Annotated in this window: 14 protein-coding genes; 6 read left to right on the plus strand and 8 right to left on the minus strand. The window is 57.9% G+C overall.

Going from position 1 to position 19527, the window contains the following annotated elements; translation table 11 throughout:
* Together VGR81_04870 and VGR81_04875 are read left to right on the plus strand one after the other, a co-directional pair.
* Positions 1 to 1966, plus strand: a 1966-nt coding sequence (locus VGR81_04870; protein HEV2288267.1) for a hypothetical protein, incomplete at its 5' end; no start/stop codon positions are given.
* 39 nt (positions 1967 to 2005) lie between these two features.
* A complete protein-coding gene (locus VGR81_04875; protein HEV2288268.1) occupies positions 2006 to 4642 on the plus strand; it encodes a protein kinase in 2637 nt (878 codons plus the stop codon).
* A gap of 261 nt (positions 4643 to 4903) precedes the next feature.
* On the opposite strand, the gene VGR81_04880 is transcribed toward VGR81_04875, so the two are convergent.
* From VGR81_04880 to VGR81_04890, 3 genes are all read right to left on the minus strand, one after another.
* Entirely contained in the window at positions 4904 to 7600 is a 2697-nt protein-coding gene (locus VGR81_04880) for a TonB-dependent receptor (GenBank protein HEV2288269.1), read from the minus strand.
* Positions 7601 to 7983: 383 nt separating this feature from the next.
* Positions 7984 to 9618, minus strand: a complete 1635-nt coding sequence (gene groL / locus VGR81_04885; GenBank protein HEV2288270.1) for a chaperonin GroEL — start codon at positions 9616 to 9618, stop codon at positions 7984 to 7986.
* 67 nt (positions 9619 to 9685) lie between these two features.
* Positions 9686 to 10000 (minus strand): co-chaperone GroES, encoded by a 315-nt coding sequence (locus VGR81_04890; protein ID HEV2288271.1) that lies wholly within the window; start codon positions 9998 to 10000, stop codon positions 9686 to 9688.
* Between the two features lie 347 nt (positions 10001 to 10347).
* Between VGR81_04890 and VGR81_04895 the strand changes: the two genes are divergently transcribed.
* From VGR81_04895 to VGR81_04905, 3 genes are read left to right on the plus strand one after another with little or no spacing between them, the layout of a single operon-like run.
* Positions 10348 to 10956 (plus strand): molybdenum cofactor guanylyltransferase, encoded by a 609-nt coding sequence (locus VGR81_04895; protein HEV2288272.1) that lies wholly within the window; start codon positions 10348 to 10350, stop codon positions 10954 to 10956.
* A complete protein-coding gene (locus VGR81_04900; GenBank protein ID HEV2288273.1) occupies positions 10953 to 11717 on the plus strand; it encodes an ATP-binding cassette domain-containing protein in 765 nt (254 codons plus the stop codon). The genes VGR81_04895 and VGR81_04900 overlap by 4 nt, the downstream gene beginning before the upstream one ends.
* A 10-nt stretch (positions 11718 to 11727) precedes the next feature.
* Entirely contained in the window at positions 11728 to 13164 is a 1437-nt protein-coding gene (locus tag VGR81_04905; GenBank protein ID HEV2288274.1) for an APC family permease, read from the plus strand.
* Between the two features lie 62 nt (positions 13165 to 13226).
* On the opposite strand, the gene VGR81_04910 is transcribed toward VGR81_04905, so the two are convergent.
* The 4 genes from VGR81_04910 to ftsY are packed head-to-tail and all read right to left on the minus strand — an operon-like array spanning position 13227 to position 17111.
* On the minus strand, positions 13227 to 14378 hold the full coding sequence (locus tag VGR81_04910) for an FAD-dependent oxidoreductase (GenBank protein HEV2288275.1): 1152 nt from the start codon (positions 14376 to 14378) through the stop codon (positions 13227 to 13229).
* A 37-nt stretch (positions 14379 to 14415) separates the two neighbouring features.
* Positions 14416 to 15069: a riboflavin synthase gene (locus tag VGR81_04915; GenBank protein ID HEV2288276.1), complete on the minus strand. Its 654-nt coding sequence runs from the start codon at positions 15067 to 15069 to the stop codon at positions 14416 to 14418.
* Positions 15050 to 16171: a bifunctional diaminohydroxyphosphoribosylaminopyrimidine deaminase/5-amino-6-(5-phosphoribosylamino)uracil reductase RibD gene (ribD, locus tag VGR81_04920; protein HEV2288277.1), complete on the minus strand. Its 1122-nt coding sequence runs from the start codon at positions 16169 to 16171 to the stop codon at positions 15050 to 15052. The genes VGR81_04915 and ribD overlap by 20 nt, the downstream gene beginning before the upstream one ends.
* Entirely contained in the window at positions 16164 to 17111 is a 948-nt protein-coding gene (gene ftsY, locus VGR81_04925; GenBank protein HEV2288278.1) for a signal recognition particle-docking protein FtsY, read from the minus strand. Before ftsY ends, ribD begins: the two co-directional genes overlap by 8 nt.
* A 163-nt stretch (positions 17112 to 17274) precedes the next feature.
* Between ftsY and VGR81_04930 the strand changes: the two genes are divergently transcribed.
* Positions 17275 to 17739, plus strand: coding sequence for a nuclear transport factor 2 family protein (locus tag VGR81_04930; protein ID HEV2288279.1), 465 nt, complete (start codon positions 17275 to 17277; stop codon positions 17737 to 17739).
* Positions 17740 to 17745: 6 nt separating this feature from the next.
* Here the strand turns inward: VGR81_04930 and VGR81_04935 are convergent, their stop codons facing one another.
* Complete coding sequence (locus VGR81_04935) at positions 17746 to 19515, minus strand: HD domain-containing phosphohydrolase (GenBank protein HEV2288280.1); 1770 nt, start codon at positions 19513 to 19515, stop codon at positions 17746 to 17748.
* Between the last annotated feature and the right edge of the window lie 12 nt (positions 19516 to 19527).

Below are 19527 nucleotides of genomic sequence, written 5' to 3' on the forward strand. Positions count from 1 at the left end.
TCAGCCAATGTCGCCTCCGGCTTTGGACCGCACGGCGAAGATTTGCTTGGCAAAAGATCCGGATGAGCGCTTTCAGTCGGCGCACGACGTGAAGCTGCAGCTGGAATGGATACGCGACGCGGGTTCGCAGGCAGGAGTACCCGCGCCGGTTGTTGCACACCGGAAAACGCGTGAGCGAATTGCGTGGGCGGCGGCAGCACTGTTGTTGGTCGTCGCTGGGATTTTCGCTGCAGGGTTTTTCTTGCGCATGCCTCAGCAACTCTCGTTTGAGGCCTACGTTCTCCCGCCGAACCAAAGCAACTTCACTCTAGGGGAAGACGATGCGGCGGGTCCAGTAGTCCTCTCCAAAGACGGGAAGCACATCGCATTTGTCGCGGCGGACGCTCAAGGGAAAACACATCTTTTCGTGCGCGCACTCGATGACAAGGACGCGCAGATGATCTCAGGTACGGAGGGAGCAGAATATCCGTTCTGGTCTCCTGACGGGGAATCGCTGGGTTTCTTCAGCAACGGAAAGCTGCGGCGCGTCCCAGCAAATGGTGGTCCTGTTCTGGACATTTGCGACGTGGTGCGGCCTCGCGGAGGCACCTGGGGCACAGACGACACCATCCTGATTGCACCGGATATAACCGCAGGCCTTTCCCGCGTGCACGCCGGCCCGGGCTCTGTTCCAGTTGAAGTCACAAAACTTTCACCGGAGCACACCACGAATCGCTGGCCAGTGCTGCTGCCCGACGGAAAGCATTTCATCTATCTTGCAATCAGCCATTCCGATCCGTACGCCAGCGCGCAGAACGGAATCTATTTTGCATCACTCGACGGCAAAGAAAATCGCTTCGTGGTGGCGGCGGAATCGAATGCGGTGTACGCACACGGCCAATTGCTCCGTGTTCAGAATGGCTCTTTGCTCGCAACCGCTTTTGATCCGAGCACAGGACGGACCAGCGGAGAGACAGCCGCCTTAGCTGCGGACGTGGGCTTTAATGTTTCCACATGGCGCGCCGCTTTTGACGCCAGCGATAACGGCGTACTGGTATATCAGCCGGCCATGGGGGCGGGAAGCTCGAAATTGATTATCTTCAACCGGGATGGCAAACCGGAACAAACCATCAGTGAAACAGGGCGCGCGATAGATGTGCGGCTCTCGCCGGATGGCCATAGAGTGGCAGTCTACGAAGGAGGAGGTGCGGAAGGATTCAGCGCGTGGAATCTGGACTTGGACAAGAACACGCGCATGCGCCTTACCTTCGGATTGATTACGCAGGGGATGGCGTGGTCAGCGGATGGGCGCGCACTCTATTACGCCTCATTCATCCCCAATTCGGCAACTGACTCCAAAGGGTCTTACCGGATCGTGCGCAAGGCTGTGGATGGCACGGGCAAGGAGGAAACACTGCTGGAGTCGGAAGACCGCATCAACTTGTCGGACGTTTCTCCAGACGGTCAGAACTTCTTGTTTGAAAAGGTATACAAAGCTCTGCCTGCCACGACGACGTGGATTACTTCTCTGTCCCCCGGAGCCAAGGCTCGACCGCTGATCGAGGAGCCGATCGGCACCTACTGTGGCGGCTTTTCTCCGGATGGCAAATGGGTGCTCTATGACTCGTCAGAAACCGGCCGCTACGAACTGTACGCCATGTCACTCAGCCGGGGCGGCAGGCAGCAACTGACGAGCACCGGCGCATTGTTCTGGCGATGGCGCGGCGACGGCAAGGCCATCGATTACACCAGGGATGACGGAACAGTCTTTGAACTGCCGGTCAGCGAAACCGCCAGCCAGCTCGTCGCCGGAGCGCCGCATATGCTTTTTAAGATGGGCGCGCCGGTCACCACGTCCTTCTTCGGGCGCAGTTGGGATGCCACGAAGGACGGGCAGCACTTCATCGTCGTAACCAGTGGCGAGCAAGCAAACGGCGCGACGGCCGTGCTCGTGACCAACTGGCCAGCGCTGCTAAAGAAGCAATGATGAGTAAGGAGCTAAAAAGAAACCGAGTGTGATAATTCAATGAGCATCGCGAACGGGACAAAACTCGGGCCGTATGAAATTGTCGCGCCGCTGGGCGCGGGTGGAATGGGAGAAGTGTATCGCGCGAGGGATACGCGGCTCGGACGCGACGTGGCGATCAAGGTTTTGCCGGAAGCGTTTGCACGCGACGCGGAACGCATGGCGCGGCTGCGGCGCGAAGCGCAGGTGCTGGCGTCGCTCAATCATCCGAACATTGCGGCGATTTATGGATTCGAGGATTCCGGCGGGACGCACGCGCTGGTGATGGAATTGGTTGAAGGGCCGACACTGGCCGAGCGCATCAAAGCGGGAGCCATTCCTCTCGATGAAGCGCTGGCGATGGCCAAGCAAATCGCGGATGGATTGGAATACGCGCACGAGCGCGGAATTGTGCATCGCGATTTGAAACCGGCAAATATAAAAATCACAAACAGCGATGCGGTGAAGATTCTGGACTTTGGATTGGCGAAGGCGCTGGAGAACGATCCTGCCGCAGTGGACATTTCGAGTTCGCCGACGATCAGCCGGATGGCGACGCAGGCGGGAATCATTCTGGGTACCGCGGCATATATGTCGCCGGAGCAAGCGAAAGGCAAGACGGTAGACCGGCGAACGGATATTTGGGCGTTTGGGTGCGTGCTATATGAAATGCTGACGGGCAAGATGGCGTTCAGCGGCGAGACGGTGACGGACACGCTGGCGGCGGTGATTAAGAGCGAGCCGGAATGGAACGCGTTGCCTGCGACGACGCCGGCGCGGATTTGCGAACTGCTGGTGCGTTGCTTGAAGAAAGAGGCGCGGCAGCGAGTGCAATCGATCGGCGACGCCCGTATCGCCATCGAGGAAGTTCTCACCGGCGGAACTGGGCAATACGAATCGGCGGAATCGGGCGGCGTAAAACCGCCCCTACAAAATGCGCGGCGGCGCGCGCTGCCGTGGGCAACGGCGGGCGTGCTCGCGATTGGGATGATTGCGCTTGCAGTGGCATACGTGCAGAAACTGCGAACGCGCGCCCCGCATGTGATCGCGCTTAATATGCCGCTCACAGATATGGCTTCACTTCCCTTGATGGCGCTCTCACACGATGGGCGTGGCTTCGCATACTTAGCCCAGAAGAACGATCGGTGGGTGCTGGCGATTCGTTCGATGGAAACGGGTGCAGTTCATTACTACGGCGCCGCCGGGCCAGTCGCCCTTGCGTGGTCTCCAGACGACCGCTTTGTGTTCTTTGAAACGACTGGGGAATGCTTAACGTTGGATGTGATCAGCGGCGTAACCAGCGATTTCGCTCTAAACGAGGAGCGGATCCTCGGAGCGGCATGGATGCCAAACGGACGCGGTTTGCTGGCAGGAGGCGGCCCGAGAGGCATCCTGGAGATCAATAGCTCAAACAAAGAAACGCAGACGTTAATCAAGGCTGACGACGGTTCTGACTACGTTAGTCCCATGATGGTGGATTCCGGGCATTTCTTGTTCAGCGCCAAGAAGGTTGGGGCGGACACGTTCCATGTGATGCTCAGCACGCTGGATGGAAAATCAGTCCGCGAGCTTCCGATCACCTCCCACAGACCGGCCGATTATGCAAATGGCTACGTGTTCTTCACCAACGGCGACGCTTTGATGGCACAAGCTTTGCAGACAGACGGAACTCTCGGGGAATCTGTCCAGATTGCTAATCACCTGGCCATTGAAGTCGAATGGTTGCCAGCTTTTACAGTTTCGCAAGACGGGGCCATTGTCTACGAAGACGGAACTGGGGGAGCCGAAGAGCTCCACCTGTTGGACCGAACTGGCAAAGCCTCGGAACTGCCTCTGGGCGATGGCGCGTTCAACAACCCGCGCTTCTCGCCCGATGGCAAGTTTATTGCTTATGATCAAAGCGACACCAAGGGAAATCGAGACGTGTGGATTTACAACCTTGCGCTCCGGCAGGCCACGCGTTTTTCACTTGGCGGACAGAACAGCGATGCTATCTGGTCGCCGGACGGAAAGCAAATCGCATACAGCATAGTGAGCAATGGTGACTTTGAGATTGTAGCGCGGCCTGCCAACGGAGCATCTGGCGAGCGTGTACTCGTTCGTAGATCGCGGTGGATGTTTCCGCGCGATTGGTCGCCGGATGGGAAATTCCTCGTTTACGACCAGTACGCCGCGGACAACTCCTCCGTCTGGAGGATTGCCGTTGCCGCGGCCAGCACACCATCGGAATACATCCCCGGTAATGGGTTTAGCAAAGCGGCAGAGCGAATTTCACCGGATGGGAAGTGGATTGTTTACGAGTCCACGGAATCCGGCGAAACTCAAGTTTACTTGGAGTCATTTCCTGAACGCAGCGGTAAGTGGCAAGTGTCCACCGGAGGGGGAATGCAGCCGCGCTGGTCGGGCGACGGGCGGAAGGTTTATTTCCTTTCGCCAGATAACAAAATAATGGCCGCGGATATGGCATTTACGGCATCCGGGCCGCAAGTGACGAAGATCAGCGAATTGTTTTCCGTGCCGCCTTCGCTCATCGCCGGCGGGAATCCCATGGATGTGACACGTGACGGCTCGCATTTTGTGCTGAATGCTCGTCACGGGGACGCCAGCCACAGCCTAAAGGTGCTGCTAAATTGGCCGGCGCTGCTGAAGAAACAGTAATCACTCGCGCATTCGAATGTGAAGGGCACGCTCCATTCGGGATGTCTGTTTGGACCGAAACGAAAGGCAGACTTCTCGTCGTCCCAGGAAGAGCAACCGACCGCAGGCTTCTCGGAATGACTAAAGAGCAAGATATTCGGCGCGTGCCACCAGTACATGCAGATAAGAAAAAGGCGCTCCAGGAAGATTCCGGAGTGCCTTTTGTGTTTTCCAGGCAAGCAGAACGATCAGCACACACCGTCCGCCGCGAAGACTCTCGAATCAGAACTGAAAACTTATGGTGCCATAAGTCGAAAGCGGCTCGCCGGGATAAGCGAGGATGTAATTCGCTCCCGTCAATCCGCCGTTTGCAGCCGTGCCGAAATAGCCGCCGCTGGAGATGTACTCATATTCGTTAAATTTCCTGTTGAAAATATTCTGGAAGGAAATGCTCAGATTCACGAACTTCATGGGCGAGCCCGTGAAAGAGACGTTTGTAGTGGTGTAAGACGGCATGGTGGTGTTGCTTGGCCCCGGCTGGCTGCAGCCAACGTTGGCGATGAAGCCGCAATTGTCGAAGAGGTGTTGGGAACCCATTCTGTCGAACCAGAGCCGGGGCTCGACGATGAGACGGTCGTTGTGCATGATTCCGTAGTACACGCCAGCGTTGAGGGTTGAGTTAGGGACGTAAGCGACGGGAAGATTGTTGTAGATCGCGCACGGCGGGGCGGACCCTGTTGGCGTACTCTGAATCAGCTGCTGGCAGGCTGCGGTATTGGGCGCGCCGGTTACGTAGGTGGTGAAATGCGACGTCTCGGTGGTGAAATTGGCGAATATATGCAGGTTTTGCAACGGGTCATCGTCGAAGTAGGCGTTCATCCCATGATAGGTTGAATCGCCGCCAGCGGAGATTTCAACAAGGCCGGCAGTTTCGAAATCGATTTCCTGATTGGTGTAGTCGAGGTGGTAGTAATCGGCGCCAAAGATGAAATTCTTGAGCGCAGGCGCGTCCTGGAAATGAATTTTGGCTCCGCCCTGGCTGTAGGCGCCTTTGGCAAGAAGGTAATAATTAGGATCAACGGCCTGGAACTGACCGCCGCCACCGCCAAGAGAAGGCGAGTGATATTCCGTCGAATAGCCACCGTAAAAAGTCAGCCAAGGCGTGGCGATATAGCCCGCGCTGACGGAAGGCTCGACGCCACCCTTCCCCTGGTGGCCACCGCAGATCGAGCCTTGATTGGTGGCGTTCGGCGGGCCGAAGAGGTTGAGGTAAGGGTCAGCGTTGGCAGGATAGTACGCGCAATGCGTGCTCATCACGACGCCGGGCGCGAAATTGAAGTCGCGCGCGGCCTGGTCGGAGTAGCCGGTGCGGAAGCCAACGAACCTGAGGCCAGGAGTGATGTGAAGCTTGGCGATGGGATGAAAATCATCCATGACATAGACAGAGGCGTCGTCCTGGTCGAAATAGCCGGAACGGAATTTTCCGCCGATGTTTACGGTCGCTGTGGCACCGTCTCCGCCCAGAGCCGGGTCAAAGAAATTATTGTGGGCATTATAGAGTTCGTGGATGTAGTAAGCGCCGGCTGTGACCGTGTTCATAGGCAACACCTTGGAGATAGCGACCTGGTCGCCGAAAGCGTCGCTATAGGGGTTGTTCCACTCATCTACTTGGCCCGCGGGAGCGAACTGATCGGCGAGCCGCCGGTGGAAGCGACGAATGTGCATATACCAAGTCATATTCGTAAGCGTTGTTGTGGGATTTAGCTGTAGATTCTCGCGACCATAAAGATTCCAGATCTCGTTTGTGTCGTATTTGTTGTAATCGTCGAAGGGGAGGGTGCTATAGAAGCCGCTCGTGGTCTCGCTGTAGTGGACTCCGTTTCCGCTCTCGATGATGCCCTGATCGGTCAGAGGAATCACCTGGGGACGGTAGCCACCAGCTTTGGCGTAATAGCTGCCGAGCTCAAAACTTCCTGCTGAAAACATGCGGATGGTTTTCACGAAGATGGCGCCATCTTGGGCGTGGTTCACAAATCCGTCGGGCGCGGAGCGGAAACTGTCGCCATTGCCGACGCCGCCTCCAACGACCGTAGACCAGCCGTGGAAGTCGCCGGTGTTCCCGACGAACGCAATGTTCTTTTGATTGAAGCTGCCGTAGCTGGCCTGCACGCTCATGTGCATGCCTACGGTGGGTTGAATTGGCGTGAACTCAACCTGTCCGCCGATATTGTCGTAGAAACGGTCGTCCGGAGATCCTGGGCCATAAGTAACGGCCACGTCCTGCATGAGAAGATTTTGCGGCAAAGTGGCGGACTGCCAGAGGCCGGTGGCGACGTCGGTGACAGGGACGCCGTCGAATGTGATCCCGAGAGAGCCAGGCGCCGTAAAGCCAGTGTTTTCGCCGGCCCAACCCTGATGAATTCCATTGAGCTGAATCGTATATTTCGTGGCGCCTGTATTTCCGTAGCCGATCACATTGGCGCCGGGAGTGTAGGAAATCATTTGCGCGCCGCCGGCCACAGGTCCAGCTGCGTCCAATTGCTTACGGTCCAACACACGAGTGGATTCGTCGGAGAGTGCGACCTCTTCGCGAGTGGGCATGGGTCTGGCACCGGGCATGACGGTGCCACGGACGACGACGGACTGACCCAAAGTCTCGACCTGCAACTTGGCATTGACACTGAGCGGTTGGTCCGCGGACAAAGAGACCACTTGATTGAAGGACTGGAATCCGGATTTTTCGACTGTGACCAGGTATCGATCCGCAGAAAGGTTGCTGGCGACAAAGCGGCCGTCGGCTCCGGTGGTGGCGTGCGTGACCGTGCCGGAAGTGAGGTTGGTGATTGTGACCGTCGCCGCGCGAAGCGCCGCGCCGGATGCATCCAATACCTGGCCACTAATTGTGCCAGGGCTTTGAGCCAGAGCGAAGGCAGCGCAAAAAGAGAAAATGAAAAGGGATAAGCCTAGTAGCTTGCGCACAGAGAAGTCCTTTCAGAAGGATTGGTGGTCATTCGATACCTGTATATGCTTGTTTCTCTTCGCCGACCGCACGTCTCCAACGGAGAAAAACGAACGGGCGTAAAACTAGGTTGGGTGGATTACAGGGGTGCTACAGGACGGTGAATTCTGGATGACAAGTCGGTTTTGAGCGGGCGGACCGAGGGGCGGGACGAAATTGGCTGAGATTGTGCGGCGACGAGGCGCGTTTAGCAGCTTTGGAAATCGGAGAAGAAAAAAGGCGCTCCGAAGAAGTTCGGAGCGCCTCTTGTATTCTGAAAACGACTACAGATCCCCGCCACGGCGGGCAAGCCTCGTCACCCTCGCTGAAAAACGCTCGGGACTCCTCGGGATGACAAACTACGTCAGTACATGCCGCCCATGCCGCCCGCGCCGGGAGCGCCAGCACCAGCAGCTTTCTTCTCTTCTTCCTTGATGTCGGCCACGAGAGCTTCCGTGGTGAGCATCAAGGCCGCGATGGAAGCGGCGTTCTGGAGAGCGAGGCGGGTGACCTTGGCCGGATCAATGACGCCAGCCTTGACCATGTCGCCGTATTCGCCGGTGTCGGCATTGAAGCCGAAGTTGTCGTTTTCGCTTTCGCGAACCTTACCGACGATGACTGCGCCTTCTTCACCGGCATTGTGCGCGATCTGACGGGCGGGCTCTTCGAGAGCGCGCTTGACGATGTTGACGCCGATTTCCTCGTCGCCCGCCACCTTGAGCTTCTCGATCGCCGGAATGCAGCGCAGCAGAGCCGTGCCGCCGCCCGGAACGATGCCTTCCTCAACCGCAGCGCGCGTGGCGTGCATGGCATCCTCGATGCGAGCCTTCTTTTCCTTCAGCTCGATTTCGGTGGCCGCGCCTGCCTTGATGACCGCAACGCCGCCAACGAGCTTGGCGAGGCGTTCCTGAAGCTTCTCTTTGTCGTAGTCGGATGTGGTGTTGTCGACCTGAGTGCGAATCTGCTTCACGCGGCCCTCGATCTCGCTGGGCTTGCCGGCACCCTCGACGATGGTCGTATTGTCCTTGTCGATGGTGATCTTCTTGGCGCGACCGAGATCTTCGACCTTCACGTTTTCGAGCTTGATGCCGAGGTCTTCGGTGATGGCGCGCCCGCCGGTGAGCGTGGCGATATCTTCGAGCATAGCCTTGCGGCGGTCGCCAAAGCCGGGGGCCTTGACGGCGGCGCACTGCAAGGTGCCACGAAGCTTATTGACAACGAGCGTTGCGAGAGCTTCGCCTTCGATGTCTTCGGCGATGATCAGCAACGGCTTGCCCATCTTGGCGATCTGCTCGAGAAGGGGAAGCAAGTCCTTCATGGAACTGATCTTCTTTTCGTGAATCAGGATGCGGACATCTTCGAGGGCGCATTCCATGCGCTCCGGGTCCGTGACGAAATAAGGCGAGAGGTAGCCGCGATCAAACTGCATGCCCTCGACGACCTCAAGCGTGGTTTCCATCGTCTTGGATTCCTCGACGGTAATCACGCCATCCTTGCCGACCTTCTTCATGGCCTCGGCAATGATGTTGCCGATTTGCTTGTCGTTGTTGGCGCTGATGGTGCCAACCTGAGCGATCATGTCGCCCTTGACGTCCTTGTGAAGCTTCTTGATTTCCTCAACGGCGGCTTCGACGGCCTTCTCGATGCCGCGCTTGAGAGCCATAGGGCTGGCGCCCGCAGCGACCGTCTTCACGCCTTCGCGGAAGATAGCCTGCGCGAGAACCGTGGCAGTGGTCGTGCCGTCGCCGGCCACGTCGGAAGTCTTGGAAGCAACTTCGCGGACCATCTGCGCACCCATGTTTTCAAGCCCGTCGGGAAGATCAATTTCCTTCGCAACGGTGACGCCGTCCTTGGTGATGACCGGTGAACCGAACTTCTTTTCGATCACGGCATTGCGCCCCTTGGGGCCGAGCGTGATCTTCACGGCGTCAGCGAGAACGTTAACGCCACGCAGAATCGACTGGCGCGAATTCTCACCAGTCACAATTTGCTTTGCCATAAGACCTAATCCTCCTCAAAATTTCCTCGGATAAAAATGCCCGCCGGATCGCTCCGAAGCGGGGTGGTTATCTTTTGCCAGAGGCAGCCTTTGCCGCGCCACCGATTTTTGCCAGAATTTCGTCTTCCTTCAGGATGAGATACTCCTGGTCGTCGATCTTGATTTCGTTGCCGCTATACTTGCCGAAAAGAATGCGGTCGCCGACTTTCACATCGAGAGGAATCAGCTCGCCCTTCTCGCGCCTGCCGGAGCCAACGGCAACAACTTCGCCTTCCTGGGGTTTCTCTTTTGCACTGTCGGGGATGATGATGCCTCCCTTGACAGTTTCCTTCTCTTCGAGCCGCTTCACGATCACACGGTCGTGGAGCGGGGTGATGTTCACTGCCATATCTCGTAACCTCCGCTTGAAGACTTCGAATGGCCGCAGGGGAGGCGGGTATGGTTAGCACTCCTCTTTGGCGAGTGCTAATATAGCAAAAATGGGGATAGCGTCAAGTTAATTTATGGAGAAAGGGAGGCACGCCAAGATCTTCTGTCCTTATGTAAGTATTTTATTTGTAATATATTACAAGACAGTCGCTCGATTTCAACGTGCTCTGGTGTTAGAGGCCAAGTCATGAGCAAAGGCAGGCAGCGGAAGGATTTGCTGTAGAGTCGGGATGATCCATAGCAGGCTGCACGAAGAGGGACGATACCGAGGTATGGAATCCGAGAGTTGAAAGTCTAAAGATGCGCAACCGGGAGCCGATCGGAGGGTTCGTTCTTGCGGGAGGCAAAAGCTCGCGAATGGGGCGGCCAAAAGGATTGCTGACATTCGATAGAAAACCTCTGCTGGTGCGGATGGCGCGGCTTGTTGAGTTCGTGAGCGAACCAGCAATTATTATCGGGCCGCCCGCGGATTATGGCGGAATGGGATTTCGAGTCGTGCCAGACGACCGCCGCGAGTTGGGGCCGCTTGGCGGGATTGCAACGGCATTGCGCGTGACCGCGTGCGGATGGAATTTGATTGTCGGCTGCGATTTGCCGTTTTTGACGCACGAATGGCTGGAATTTCTGGCGAGCCGGGCGATGGCGTCCGAAGCCGATGTGGTGATGCCCGTGAGCGAACGAGGGTATGAGCCGTTGTGCGGGATGTATCGGCAGCGCGTACAGACCGAAATTGCCGGGGCGCTTGAGCGCGGGGTACGAAAAGTGATGGACGGGCTTGCGGGCCTGACGCTTTCCACTATCGAACCGAACGAATGGAAAGGCTTTGACCCGCGTGGCCGACTGTTCAAGAATGTGAACACGCCAGAGGATTACGACGAGGCGCGAACAGGCGAGGCAAGCGAAACGTGAGCGAGCACTTCTTCGAATTCCGGGGAGTGTCAAAGTCGTTTGATACGCAGGACGTGTTGCGCAACGTGAGCTTCCACATGGATCGCGGCGAGACGAGCGTAATCATGGGGCGCAGCGGGGTGGGTAAGTCCGTATCGCTGAAGCTAATCCTGGGATTTTTGAAAGCGGATGCGGGGCGAGTCATCGTCGATGGGCAAGACGTGACGGAAATGAGTGAGGAGCAACTGGCGCCGATCCGGCGGCGCGCGACGATGGTTTTCCAGGCGGGAGCGCTTTTTGATTCGCTGACCATCGCGGAAAACGTAGCCTTTCCGATGAAGGCTCTGGGCAACGTGAAAGGAGAGGAAGTAGACCAGCGCGTGACAGAGCTGCTCGACATGCTGGAGGTGGCGCAGTTTGCCGACCGGCTGCCTTCGGAATTGAGCACCGGCACGAAGCGCGCCGTGGCGATTGCGCGCGCACTGGCGCAAGACCCCGATGCGATTCTCTACGACGAACCAACGACGATGGTCGATCCGCTGATGGCCGCGCACACGGGCGGCTTGATTTTGAAGCTGAAGGAAGCGTTTCACAAAACGTCGGTCGTGGTGACGCACGACACGCATCTGGCGAAACGGCTGGCGGACAAAATGATATTTCTGCACGAAGGCGAGGTCGGATTTTTCGGGACCTGGGACGAATTCGAGAAATCGAAGGAACATTTCCTGCGAAATTTCCGATTGCAAGACGAATTGATTCCTGCGCTGGACGTGACCGGGTGAGCGCGCGCCGATGAGTTCCAGGGAGTCTGCTGATCCGAAGCTGCAACTGCGGCGTGTCCTCGGATTTTGGGACATCCTGCTCTTCAATGTTGTGACGGTGCTGGGGCCGCGATGGCTGGCCGCAGCGGGACACAACGGCACTTCTTCCATAAGCCTGTGGATTCTCGCGGCGTTGCTGTTTTTCGTTCCGAGCGCATTCGTCATCAATGAGCTTTCGACGCGCTACCCGAACGAAGGCGGATTGTACTCGTGGTCGAAGGAAGCGTTTGGCGATTTCCACGGATTCGTGGCGGGGTGGACGTACTGGATTTACACGGTGTTTTATTTTCCGGGGCTGTTGATGGCGAGCGCGTCCATGGCGGCGTACATCGGCGGAGAAGGGCATGCGTCCCTCGCGACCAACCGGGAATTTCTGGTGATGGGCAGCTTCGTGTTGCTGTTTGTCGCCGTGTTTTTCAATCTCATCGGCGTGAACATCGGAAAGTGGCTGCAAAACGCGGGCGGAATGGCGACCTACCTTCCTTTGCTAATGCTTGTGGGAATCAGCGCATGGATTTGGCACGTTCACGGTTCGCTGACGCATTTCACGTGGCGAAACGTGATGCCGGTGTGGAACCAGGCGACGGTGAACTTCTGGCCGCAGATGGTTTTCGGTTTTGCGGGTTTCGAGCTTGCGGCGACGATGAGCGAGGAAGTGCGCGACCCGCAAAGGACGCTGCCGCGCGCGGTTTGGGGAGCGGGAGCAGCGGTCGTGTTTATGTATACTGCCGGCACGATGGCTGTGCTGGGGCTGGTTCAGGCACCGCAGGTGGATCCACTGAGCGGAGTTTTCCAAGCGATTACCGCAGGTTCGGCGGTTTTGAAAATTGGATTCTTTGGTATCCTCGCGGCGGCGCTAGTGACGATTGGAAATGCTGGTGGAGTTGGCTCTACGGTCGCAGGAATTGCGCGGGTGCCATTTGTTGCGGGAATTGACCGGTATTTGCCAAAGGCATTCGGCAAAGTTCATCCGAAATGGCGCACGCCGTATGTTTCGATTCTGGTGCAGGCGATTCTTTCGGGAGCGATTTTGCTGCTGGCGCAAATCAACGAGACGACGCAATCCTCGTATCAGGTGCTGGTGGATATCTGCGACATTCTGTATTTCATTCCCTTTTTGTACATGTACGCGTCGGCGATCCGGCTGGCCTATCGCGCGGACCGCAAGGCGAATCCACGCGCAGTGCTGATTCCCGGAGGCAAATTGGGCGTGTGGGTCGCGGCGATGCTGGGGTTCAGCGTGACGGCCCTGGGCATCGTGCTTTCCTTCATCCCTCCGGGCGATTCAGCGGACAAATTGCTATTTGTGACGAAACTTGTGGTGGGAACGCTGGTCACGATCCTGTTTGGGTTGATTCTTTACTGGCGCGGGGCGCGCGAGAAGTCCAGAAAAGTTTTGATGACGTGAAGCAAATCACGCACGGCCTGCCGCGCGGATGCTTTTCCCTTTTGACGATTCCATCCGCCATTTCAGTAAACAGCGCGTTTCTGAACAGTTTGCTTCGAGGCAAGGGAAAAGCGCGCATCGGTTTCGCCGCCTTCGAGAACGAGACGCGAGACATATTCGCCAAGAGCAGGGCCATGCTTGAAGCCGTGGCCTGAGCCACCGCCCACCAGCCAAACATTTTCGAAATCCGGATGACGATCAATCAGAAAATCGCCGCTCGAGGTGTTTTCATACTGGCAGACACGCGATTCGATGACCGGAGCGTCGCGTAAAGAGGGGAAACGGCGGCGGACATAATCGCGAACGAGCGGCAAAGTTTCGCCCGCGACACGTTCGAGTGTGTTGGGATCGACGGCGGGGCCATGCGCGTCGCTAGCGACTTTGAAGCCGCGGCCTTCGATGTCTGGGATGCCGTACATCAGGCTGCCGACGTCGAGCCACGTGGGGAAATTGCCGAGGGAGTAGCTGCGATCTCCGGGTGGGACGCCGAAGAAATAAATTTCCTGACGCGACGGGAAAATGCGCTGGCCGAGAAGCGCGGGGAAGATTTTCGGGAGCCAAGGGCCGCAGGCGAAGACGTAATTGCCCGCGCGGAGCGATTCGCCGCTCCACGTGGTGAGCGCGGCAGCGTGCCCGCTGCCGCTGGGCGCTTCGACTTCGGCGATTTGGTACGTGCCGCCATATTTTTGGAATTCTTCGACGACGGTCTGCACTGCGCGACGAGCCATCAGCGCGCCGCTTTCGGGTTCGTAAATGGCGCACTCGGAATCCTGGCTGGCGATCATGGGAAATCGCTTGGAAATTTCGTCGTGGGAAAGTTTTTTGTGAGGCACGCCGAGTTTGGCGAAGGTTGCGAGAGTCGCAAGAGCCATAGGATCGGTCTCGCGAGTCAGCCAAAGAACGCCGGTGCGATGGAAGAGGCGTGCGCCGGTTTCCTCGCAGAACTGACGCCAGAGGTCGAGGGAACGCATCGACCAGCGCGTATAAATTTCGTCGGCGCCGTAGCTCATGCGAATAATGCGCGATTCGCCGGCGGAGCTGGCGCGGCTGTTAGCGGTGCCAAAAGCGTCGGCGAGGAATACTCGCGAGCCTTGACGCGCGAGGTTGTAGGCCGTCCAAGCGCCGAAGACTCCTGCGCCGACGACTACGACATCATAGGTGCGTGCGTCGCTCATAACGGGCTCGCCGAATCGAAATTGCACCGTGCGGGTATCAAAATCCCTCGTCGATGAGCTTTTCGACTGTCCATCGCTCCGCAGCGAATTCGGCGCGGTTGTTCATCAGGCTTTCGACGTATTTCGCGAGAATGTCGCATTCGAGATTTACAGGGTCGCCTTCGGAAATTTCGATCAGATTCGTATGCGCGCGCGTGTGAGGAATAATGGCGAAATCGGCGACGCCGTTGCGCCAGCGCGCCACTGTCAGGCTGACGCCGTCGACGGCGAGCGAACCTTTTTCGGCTATATATTTTTGCAAATCCTCCGGAACCCTCACAGCAAGCCACCAATTTTCGCCTTCGGGCTCCATGCGCGCCACACGGCCGACGCCGTCCACGTGGCCTTGAACGAAATGGCCGCCGAGACGATCGCCAGCGCGAAGGGGTAGTTCCAGATTGACGATATGACCGGCTTCGAACTTCGAGAAGGCCGTGCGACGCAGGGTCTCGGCGGAAAGATCGGCGGAGAAAGAAGCCTTGTCCAATTCCACGACGGTGAGGCAACAACCGTTCACGGAAATGCTCGAGCCGATGCGAAGGTCGCCTTCGGCCGGCGGATTTTTGGCGAAGCGCACTTTCAGACGGCCGCCCTCATCGGTTCGCGCCAGTTTTTCGATTTTTCCGAGATGCTCAATGATGCCGGTAAACATCGTGAAAATAGCCTTCGACCATGAAATCAGGACCGAACTGCCGAAATGATAGATTCGTGAGCGGCGAGAACTTTGCGAGAGGCCGCGACGGAAACGCGGCCATAGGAACTCCGCCGCCCAGAACCTTGGGAGCGTAAAACAAAATCATCTTATCCACAATTCCCGAGGAAAGAACGGCGCCGTTAAGCTGCGCGCCGGCCTCGACGAGAAGAGAGAGGATTTCGCGATGGCCCAATTCGCGGAGGACGCGGCGGAGATCGAGACCGCCTGCGCGAGAGGGGATTTGAACCACTTCGATGCCAGCTTTTTGCAAGGCGCGCGCTTTGGAAGAGGTCGCAGAACTAGCGGTGAAAATCAAGACGTCGCCCTTCGCGGCCTTCACGATTTGCGAACTGATCGGCATGCGGAGCTTCGAATCCAAGATGACGCGCAGAAGCGGTCTGCGGCGAGGCAAACCGCTGCGGTCCGACATGCGCGGGTCGTCGATGAGCACGGTACCGATGCCAGTGAGGAGCGCATCGGAGGCGTGGCGGATGCGCTGCACTTCTTCGCGGGACTCGGGAGACGTGAGCCACGTGGCGCTGCCGGTGCGCGCGGCGATGCGGCCATCAAGAGTGAGCGCGGTTTTCAGCATGACGAAGGGAAGTTTCGAGCGAATCCATTTGGCAAAGGCCTCATTCAGGCGCCGGGCTTCGGCTTCGTGCACACCCACGCGCACTTCGATTCCCGCTTTCTGCAATTCGCGAATGCCCCGGCCGGCAACGGCAGGGTTGGGATCGTTCATTGCAATGACCACGCGCTTCAGGCGCGACTGGAGAATCGCCTGCGTGCACGGGCCGGTGCGGCCAGTGTGGCAGCAGGGTTCGAGATTGACGTACAGAGTTGCGCCGCGGGCATCGCCTTGCGCGCGATCAAGAGCTATGACCTCGGCGTGGTGCCGACCATCGTAAGCGTGAAAACCTTCGCCTACGATGCGATCGTTTTTCACGATGACGGCGCCAACCAGCGGATTCGGATGGGCCTGCGCGACGCCGCGATGAGCGAGAATCAGCGCGCGGGCCATCCAGGTAGCGTCGGCGAGTTGTTGCGCGTGTTCAGTCAAAGAGAGAGTTGACGTAGGTTTGGGCGTCAAAGGGCACCAAATCGTCCCGTTGCTCGCCGGTGCCGACAAATCGAATTGGCAGACCGAGCTCGCGTGAAATGGCCACGACAATGCCGCCTTTGGCGGTGCCGTCGAGTTTCGTCAGGACAATTCCAGTGACACCGACGTGGCCGGTGAATTCGCGCGCCTGCGCAAGGCCGTTCTGACCGGTGGTGGCGTCCATGACGAGCAAAACTTCGTGAGGCGCGCCGGGAACAATTTTTGACGCGGTGCGCTTCATTTTTTCGAGCTCGGCCATCAGGTTGGATTTTGTGTGCAGGCGGCCAGCGGTGTCGACGATCACGGTGTCGATATTTTTCGCTTTCGCTGCAGAAACCCCGTCGAACACAACGGCAGCGGGATCCGCGCCGGCCTTTTGCCGGACCATTTCGACGCCGGAGCGTTTGGCCCAGACGTCGAGCTGCTCGATGGCTGCGGCGCGAAACGTATCCGCGGCGCAGAGCATCACGGAGCGGCCCTGGGAGTGGAGGCGATGCGCGAGCTTGCCGATGGTTGTGGTCTTGCCCGTGCCGTTGACTCCGACGACGAAAATCACTTCGGGAGGCAGCGGAGGCTGCGTACCGTTCGTGGGCCCTGGCGTAGAGAGAATGCTAACGATTTGATTTTTCAGCTCGGCTTTCAGCGCGGCGGAGCCGGAAAGCTTGTGCTCGGTGACCTGCCGCCGGAGCGTGGCGAGAACTTCTTTGGTGGTACTCACACCGATGTCCGCGCTGAGCAGAGTAGCCTCGAGCTGCGCCAGAAGGGCGGGGTCAACAGGGCGATCGCCGGTGAACAACTGCTCGAGGCGCGCGGAAAACTCCGAGCGCGTGCGGGCGACGGAATTCTTGAAGCGCTCGAAGAGCGATTCACCTTTTTCGGATTTTCCGAAGAGGGAAACCATAATGTCCTACCGGCGATACCGAAATGAACATTCTAGCAGAGGAGGGTTTGGGAAAGGGCAGTTGTCAAAGTGCAGGGTAAGAGTAAATTGGAAGAGGCGTGATCAGAACCGGCGCAGGCGGATTAGGGCGGCCGCAAATCCGAAAAGGGAGAAAAGCATGGGGATGAAGCGCGTCAAGAAGACGATGGCGATAGTGATTTTCATGGCTGCCGCGGCGACTGCGTTTGCCCAAGATCGAGTAGCAGCGAAAAATGCAGCGCCGGACGCGCAACAGGCGGTCATCCGGTTGGAGCACCGCTGGCTCGCGAATGAAAACAAACCCGCTGTACTGGAGTCGATTCTGGGAGACGATTTTGTTCATGTCGTGCCGGAGGGAATGATTTCCAAGCGGGAGCATATTGATTATGTGAAGGCGCATCCAAACGCTTTTCCGGGCGTGCACAAGTTTGAGCAACTGGAAGTTCGCGTTTATGGGAGTACGGCAATTGCGAATGGAGTTGTCCTGGCTCTGCCACCCGGCGGCCCTCCGCACCGGGCGCTCTTCACGGACGTATTTACATTTCGGCAAGGGCGCTGGCAGGCTGTGAATGCGCAGGAGACGCCGATGGCTTCGGGTGACGGGAATTGAGCTGAATCAGACTTCGACTTCGACGAGCGAGGGACTGAGCTTTAGTTTGCCGGTTCTCACCGCATTTTGAATGGCGCCGACGACGTCCACGTCGAACTTCGAACCGGCAAGTTGCTGAATGCGATTCATGGCGTAATCCAAATCCATGGCTGATTGGTAGGGACGATTGGTGGTGATGGCGTCAAAGGTGTCGGCGACGGCAATGATGCGCGCCATCATGGGAATTTGATCTCCCGCAAGACCATAGGGATAGCCGTTGCCGTCCATGCGCTCGTGGTGAAGCTCGATGCCCGGGAGCATTTCCTTCAATTGCGCGACGGGCCGCATGATGTTGGCGCCCTTTACCGGATGCTGCTTCATCAGGGTGAATTCTTCATCAGTCAGCTTGCCGGGCTTTTTCAGGACGTGGTCGTCGACGCCGATCTTGCCGACGTCATGCAATAGGGCGGAGATGCGGATCTTATCGAGAGCTTCGGCGTCGAGGCCCAATTCCTTGCCGATGATCAGAGAATACTTCGCGACGCGGCCAGAATGGCCCCGGGTATAGGGATCCTTCTCGTCAATGGCCGCGGCGAGCATGCGGATGGAGCCCATGAACAAATCGCGATTGGCGTTTGCGGCCATTTGCAGGCGATCGACGTACTTCTCGATGTCGTCAGCCATGCTGTTGAAGGTTTCAGCCAGTTCGGTGATTTCTGCTGCGCCTTCCACCGGCGCTCGCTCATGGAATTCGGCGCGTGCAATGGCTCTCGTGGAGTGAACGAGACCCTGGATGGGACGGGTGATGCCAAGAGCGGACAGATAGCCAACCAGCAAGGCGATGAGCGTAACGGCAATGACGAAGCGCAGAGCCTCGGTGGTCAATTCCTGCACGCCGGCATCGACACGCGCTTGAGCCATGTCGCGTTCCGCGATGACGGCCCAGTGGAGTTCGGGAATTGTGCTGTACGTGCCGATCATTTCGACCGGCTTGTTGTTCTGTTCTTGAGTGAATTGCGTCGTTTCCGTGGTTCGCAACTCCTGGGGAGTGTGTTTGAATTGGCCGACGACCGCGTTGGAGCTGAGGTCGCGGCCGGGAACCATGTTCATTGTGTCCGGATGGACGACGATGCGGCCTTCGCCGTTGACTACGAACACAGTCCGATAGCGCACGCTCGCATCCTTCAGGCGTGCCACGACGCGATCCAGCGAGACAACCGCGGCGAGCATTCCGGTGAAGCGGCCGTCGGACATCAGGGGCATGGAAATCACCATGGCAGGACGGTTATTCTGCCCGAGCGCGAACGTTCCGCTGACCCAGTTCACACCCTGAACGCTGGCTGTGAATGCGCGCTTGAGCGCGGCGTCTACAAAGGGATCCTTATCAGCACCAGGAACGCTTTCGGCAGCCTGGCCCTTGGAGTCCTGGCCGATGGCAGTGACGTAAAGGATGTCGTGGTTGTTTTGCAGAATGTTCTGCAGCATGCGGCTTAGCTGCGGGCCGTGGGTTGGGTCGCTGACGTTCTGAATCCAGCCGGTCAGGGCCAGCATTTGTCGCTGGCTTTCCAACTGCTCGCTCAAATTCGACTCAAACTGCAGGGTCTCGCTGGCGAGGGACCGCGTGATTTCTGACTGTTGCAGGCGCTCGGTATCCTGGAGCTTGTCTTCGCTAAGACGAAGCACTTCCCGATGATAGAGATAGAGTGGTAGTGCGCTGGTGAGCAGCAATGCGGCCAGGACGATCCACAGAATGCGCACGCGGCGCATGCCCGTGGTTGCAAGTGGTTTTTGAGACACGAATGTACCTAC

It is taken from the genome of Candidatus Acidiferrales bacterium (assembly GCA_035934015.1).
GTDB lineage: Bacteria > Acidobacteriota > Terriglobia > Acidiferrales > UBA7541 > DAHUXN01.

Excerpts from the sequence above, each read along its gene's own strand:
- groL (HEV2288270.1), bottom strand. The coding sequence starts at position 9,618 with ATGGCAAAGCAAATTGTGACTGGTGAGAATTCGCGCCAGTCGATTCTG.
- VGR81_04930 (HEV2288279.1), top strand. The coding sequence starts at position 17,275 with ATGAAGCGCGTCAAGAAGACGATGGCGATAGTGATTTTCATGGCTGCC.
- ftsY (HEV2288278.1), bottom strand. The coding sequence starts at position 17,111 with ATGGTTTCCCTCTTCGGAAAATCCGAAAAAGGTGAATCGCTCTTCGAG.
- VGR81_04875 (HEV2288268.1), top strand. The coding sequence starts at position 2,006 with ATGAGCATCGCGAACGGGACAAAACTCGGGCCGTATGAAATTGTCGCG.
- VGR81_04905 (HEV2288274.1), top strand. The coding sequence starts at position 11,728 with ATGAGTTCCAGGGAGTCTGCTGATCCGAAGCTGCAACTGCGGCGTGTC.
- VGR81_04910 (HEV2288275.1), bottom strand. The coding sequence starts at position 14,378 with ATGAGCGACGCACGCACCTATGATGTCGTAGTCGTCGGCGCAGGAGTC.
- VGR81_04895 (HEV2288272.1), top strand. The coding sequence starts at position 10,348 with ATGCGCAACCGGGAGCCGATCGGAGGGTTCGTTCTTGCGGGAGGCAAA.
- VGR81_04915 (HEV2288276.1), bottom strand. The coding sequence starts at position 15,069 with ATGTTTACCGGCATCATTGAGCATCTCGGAAAAATCGAAAAACTGGCG.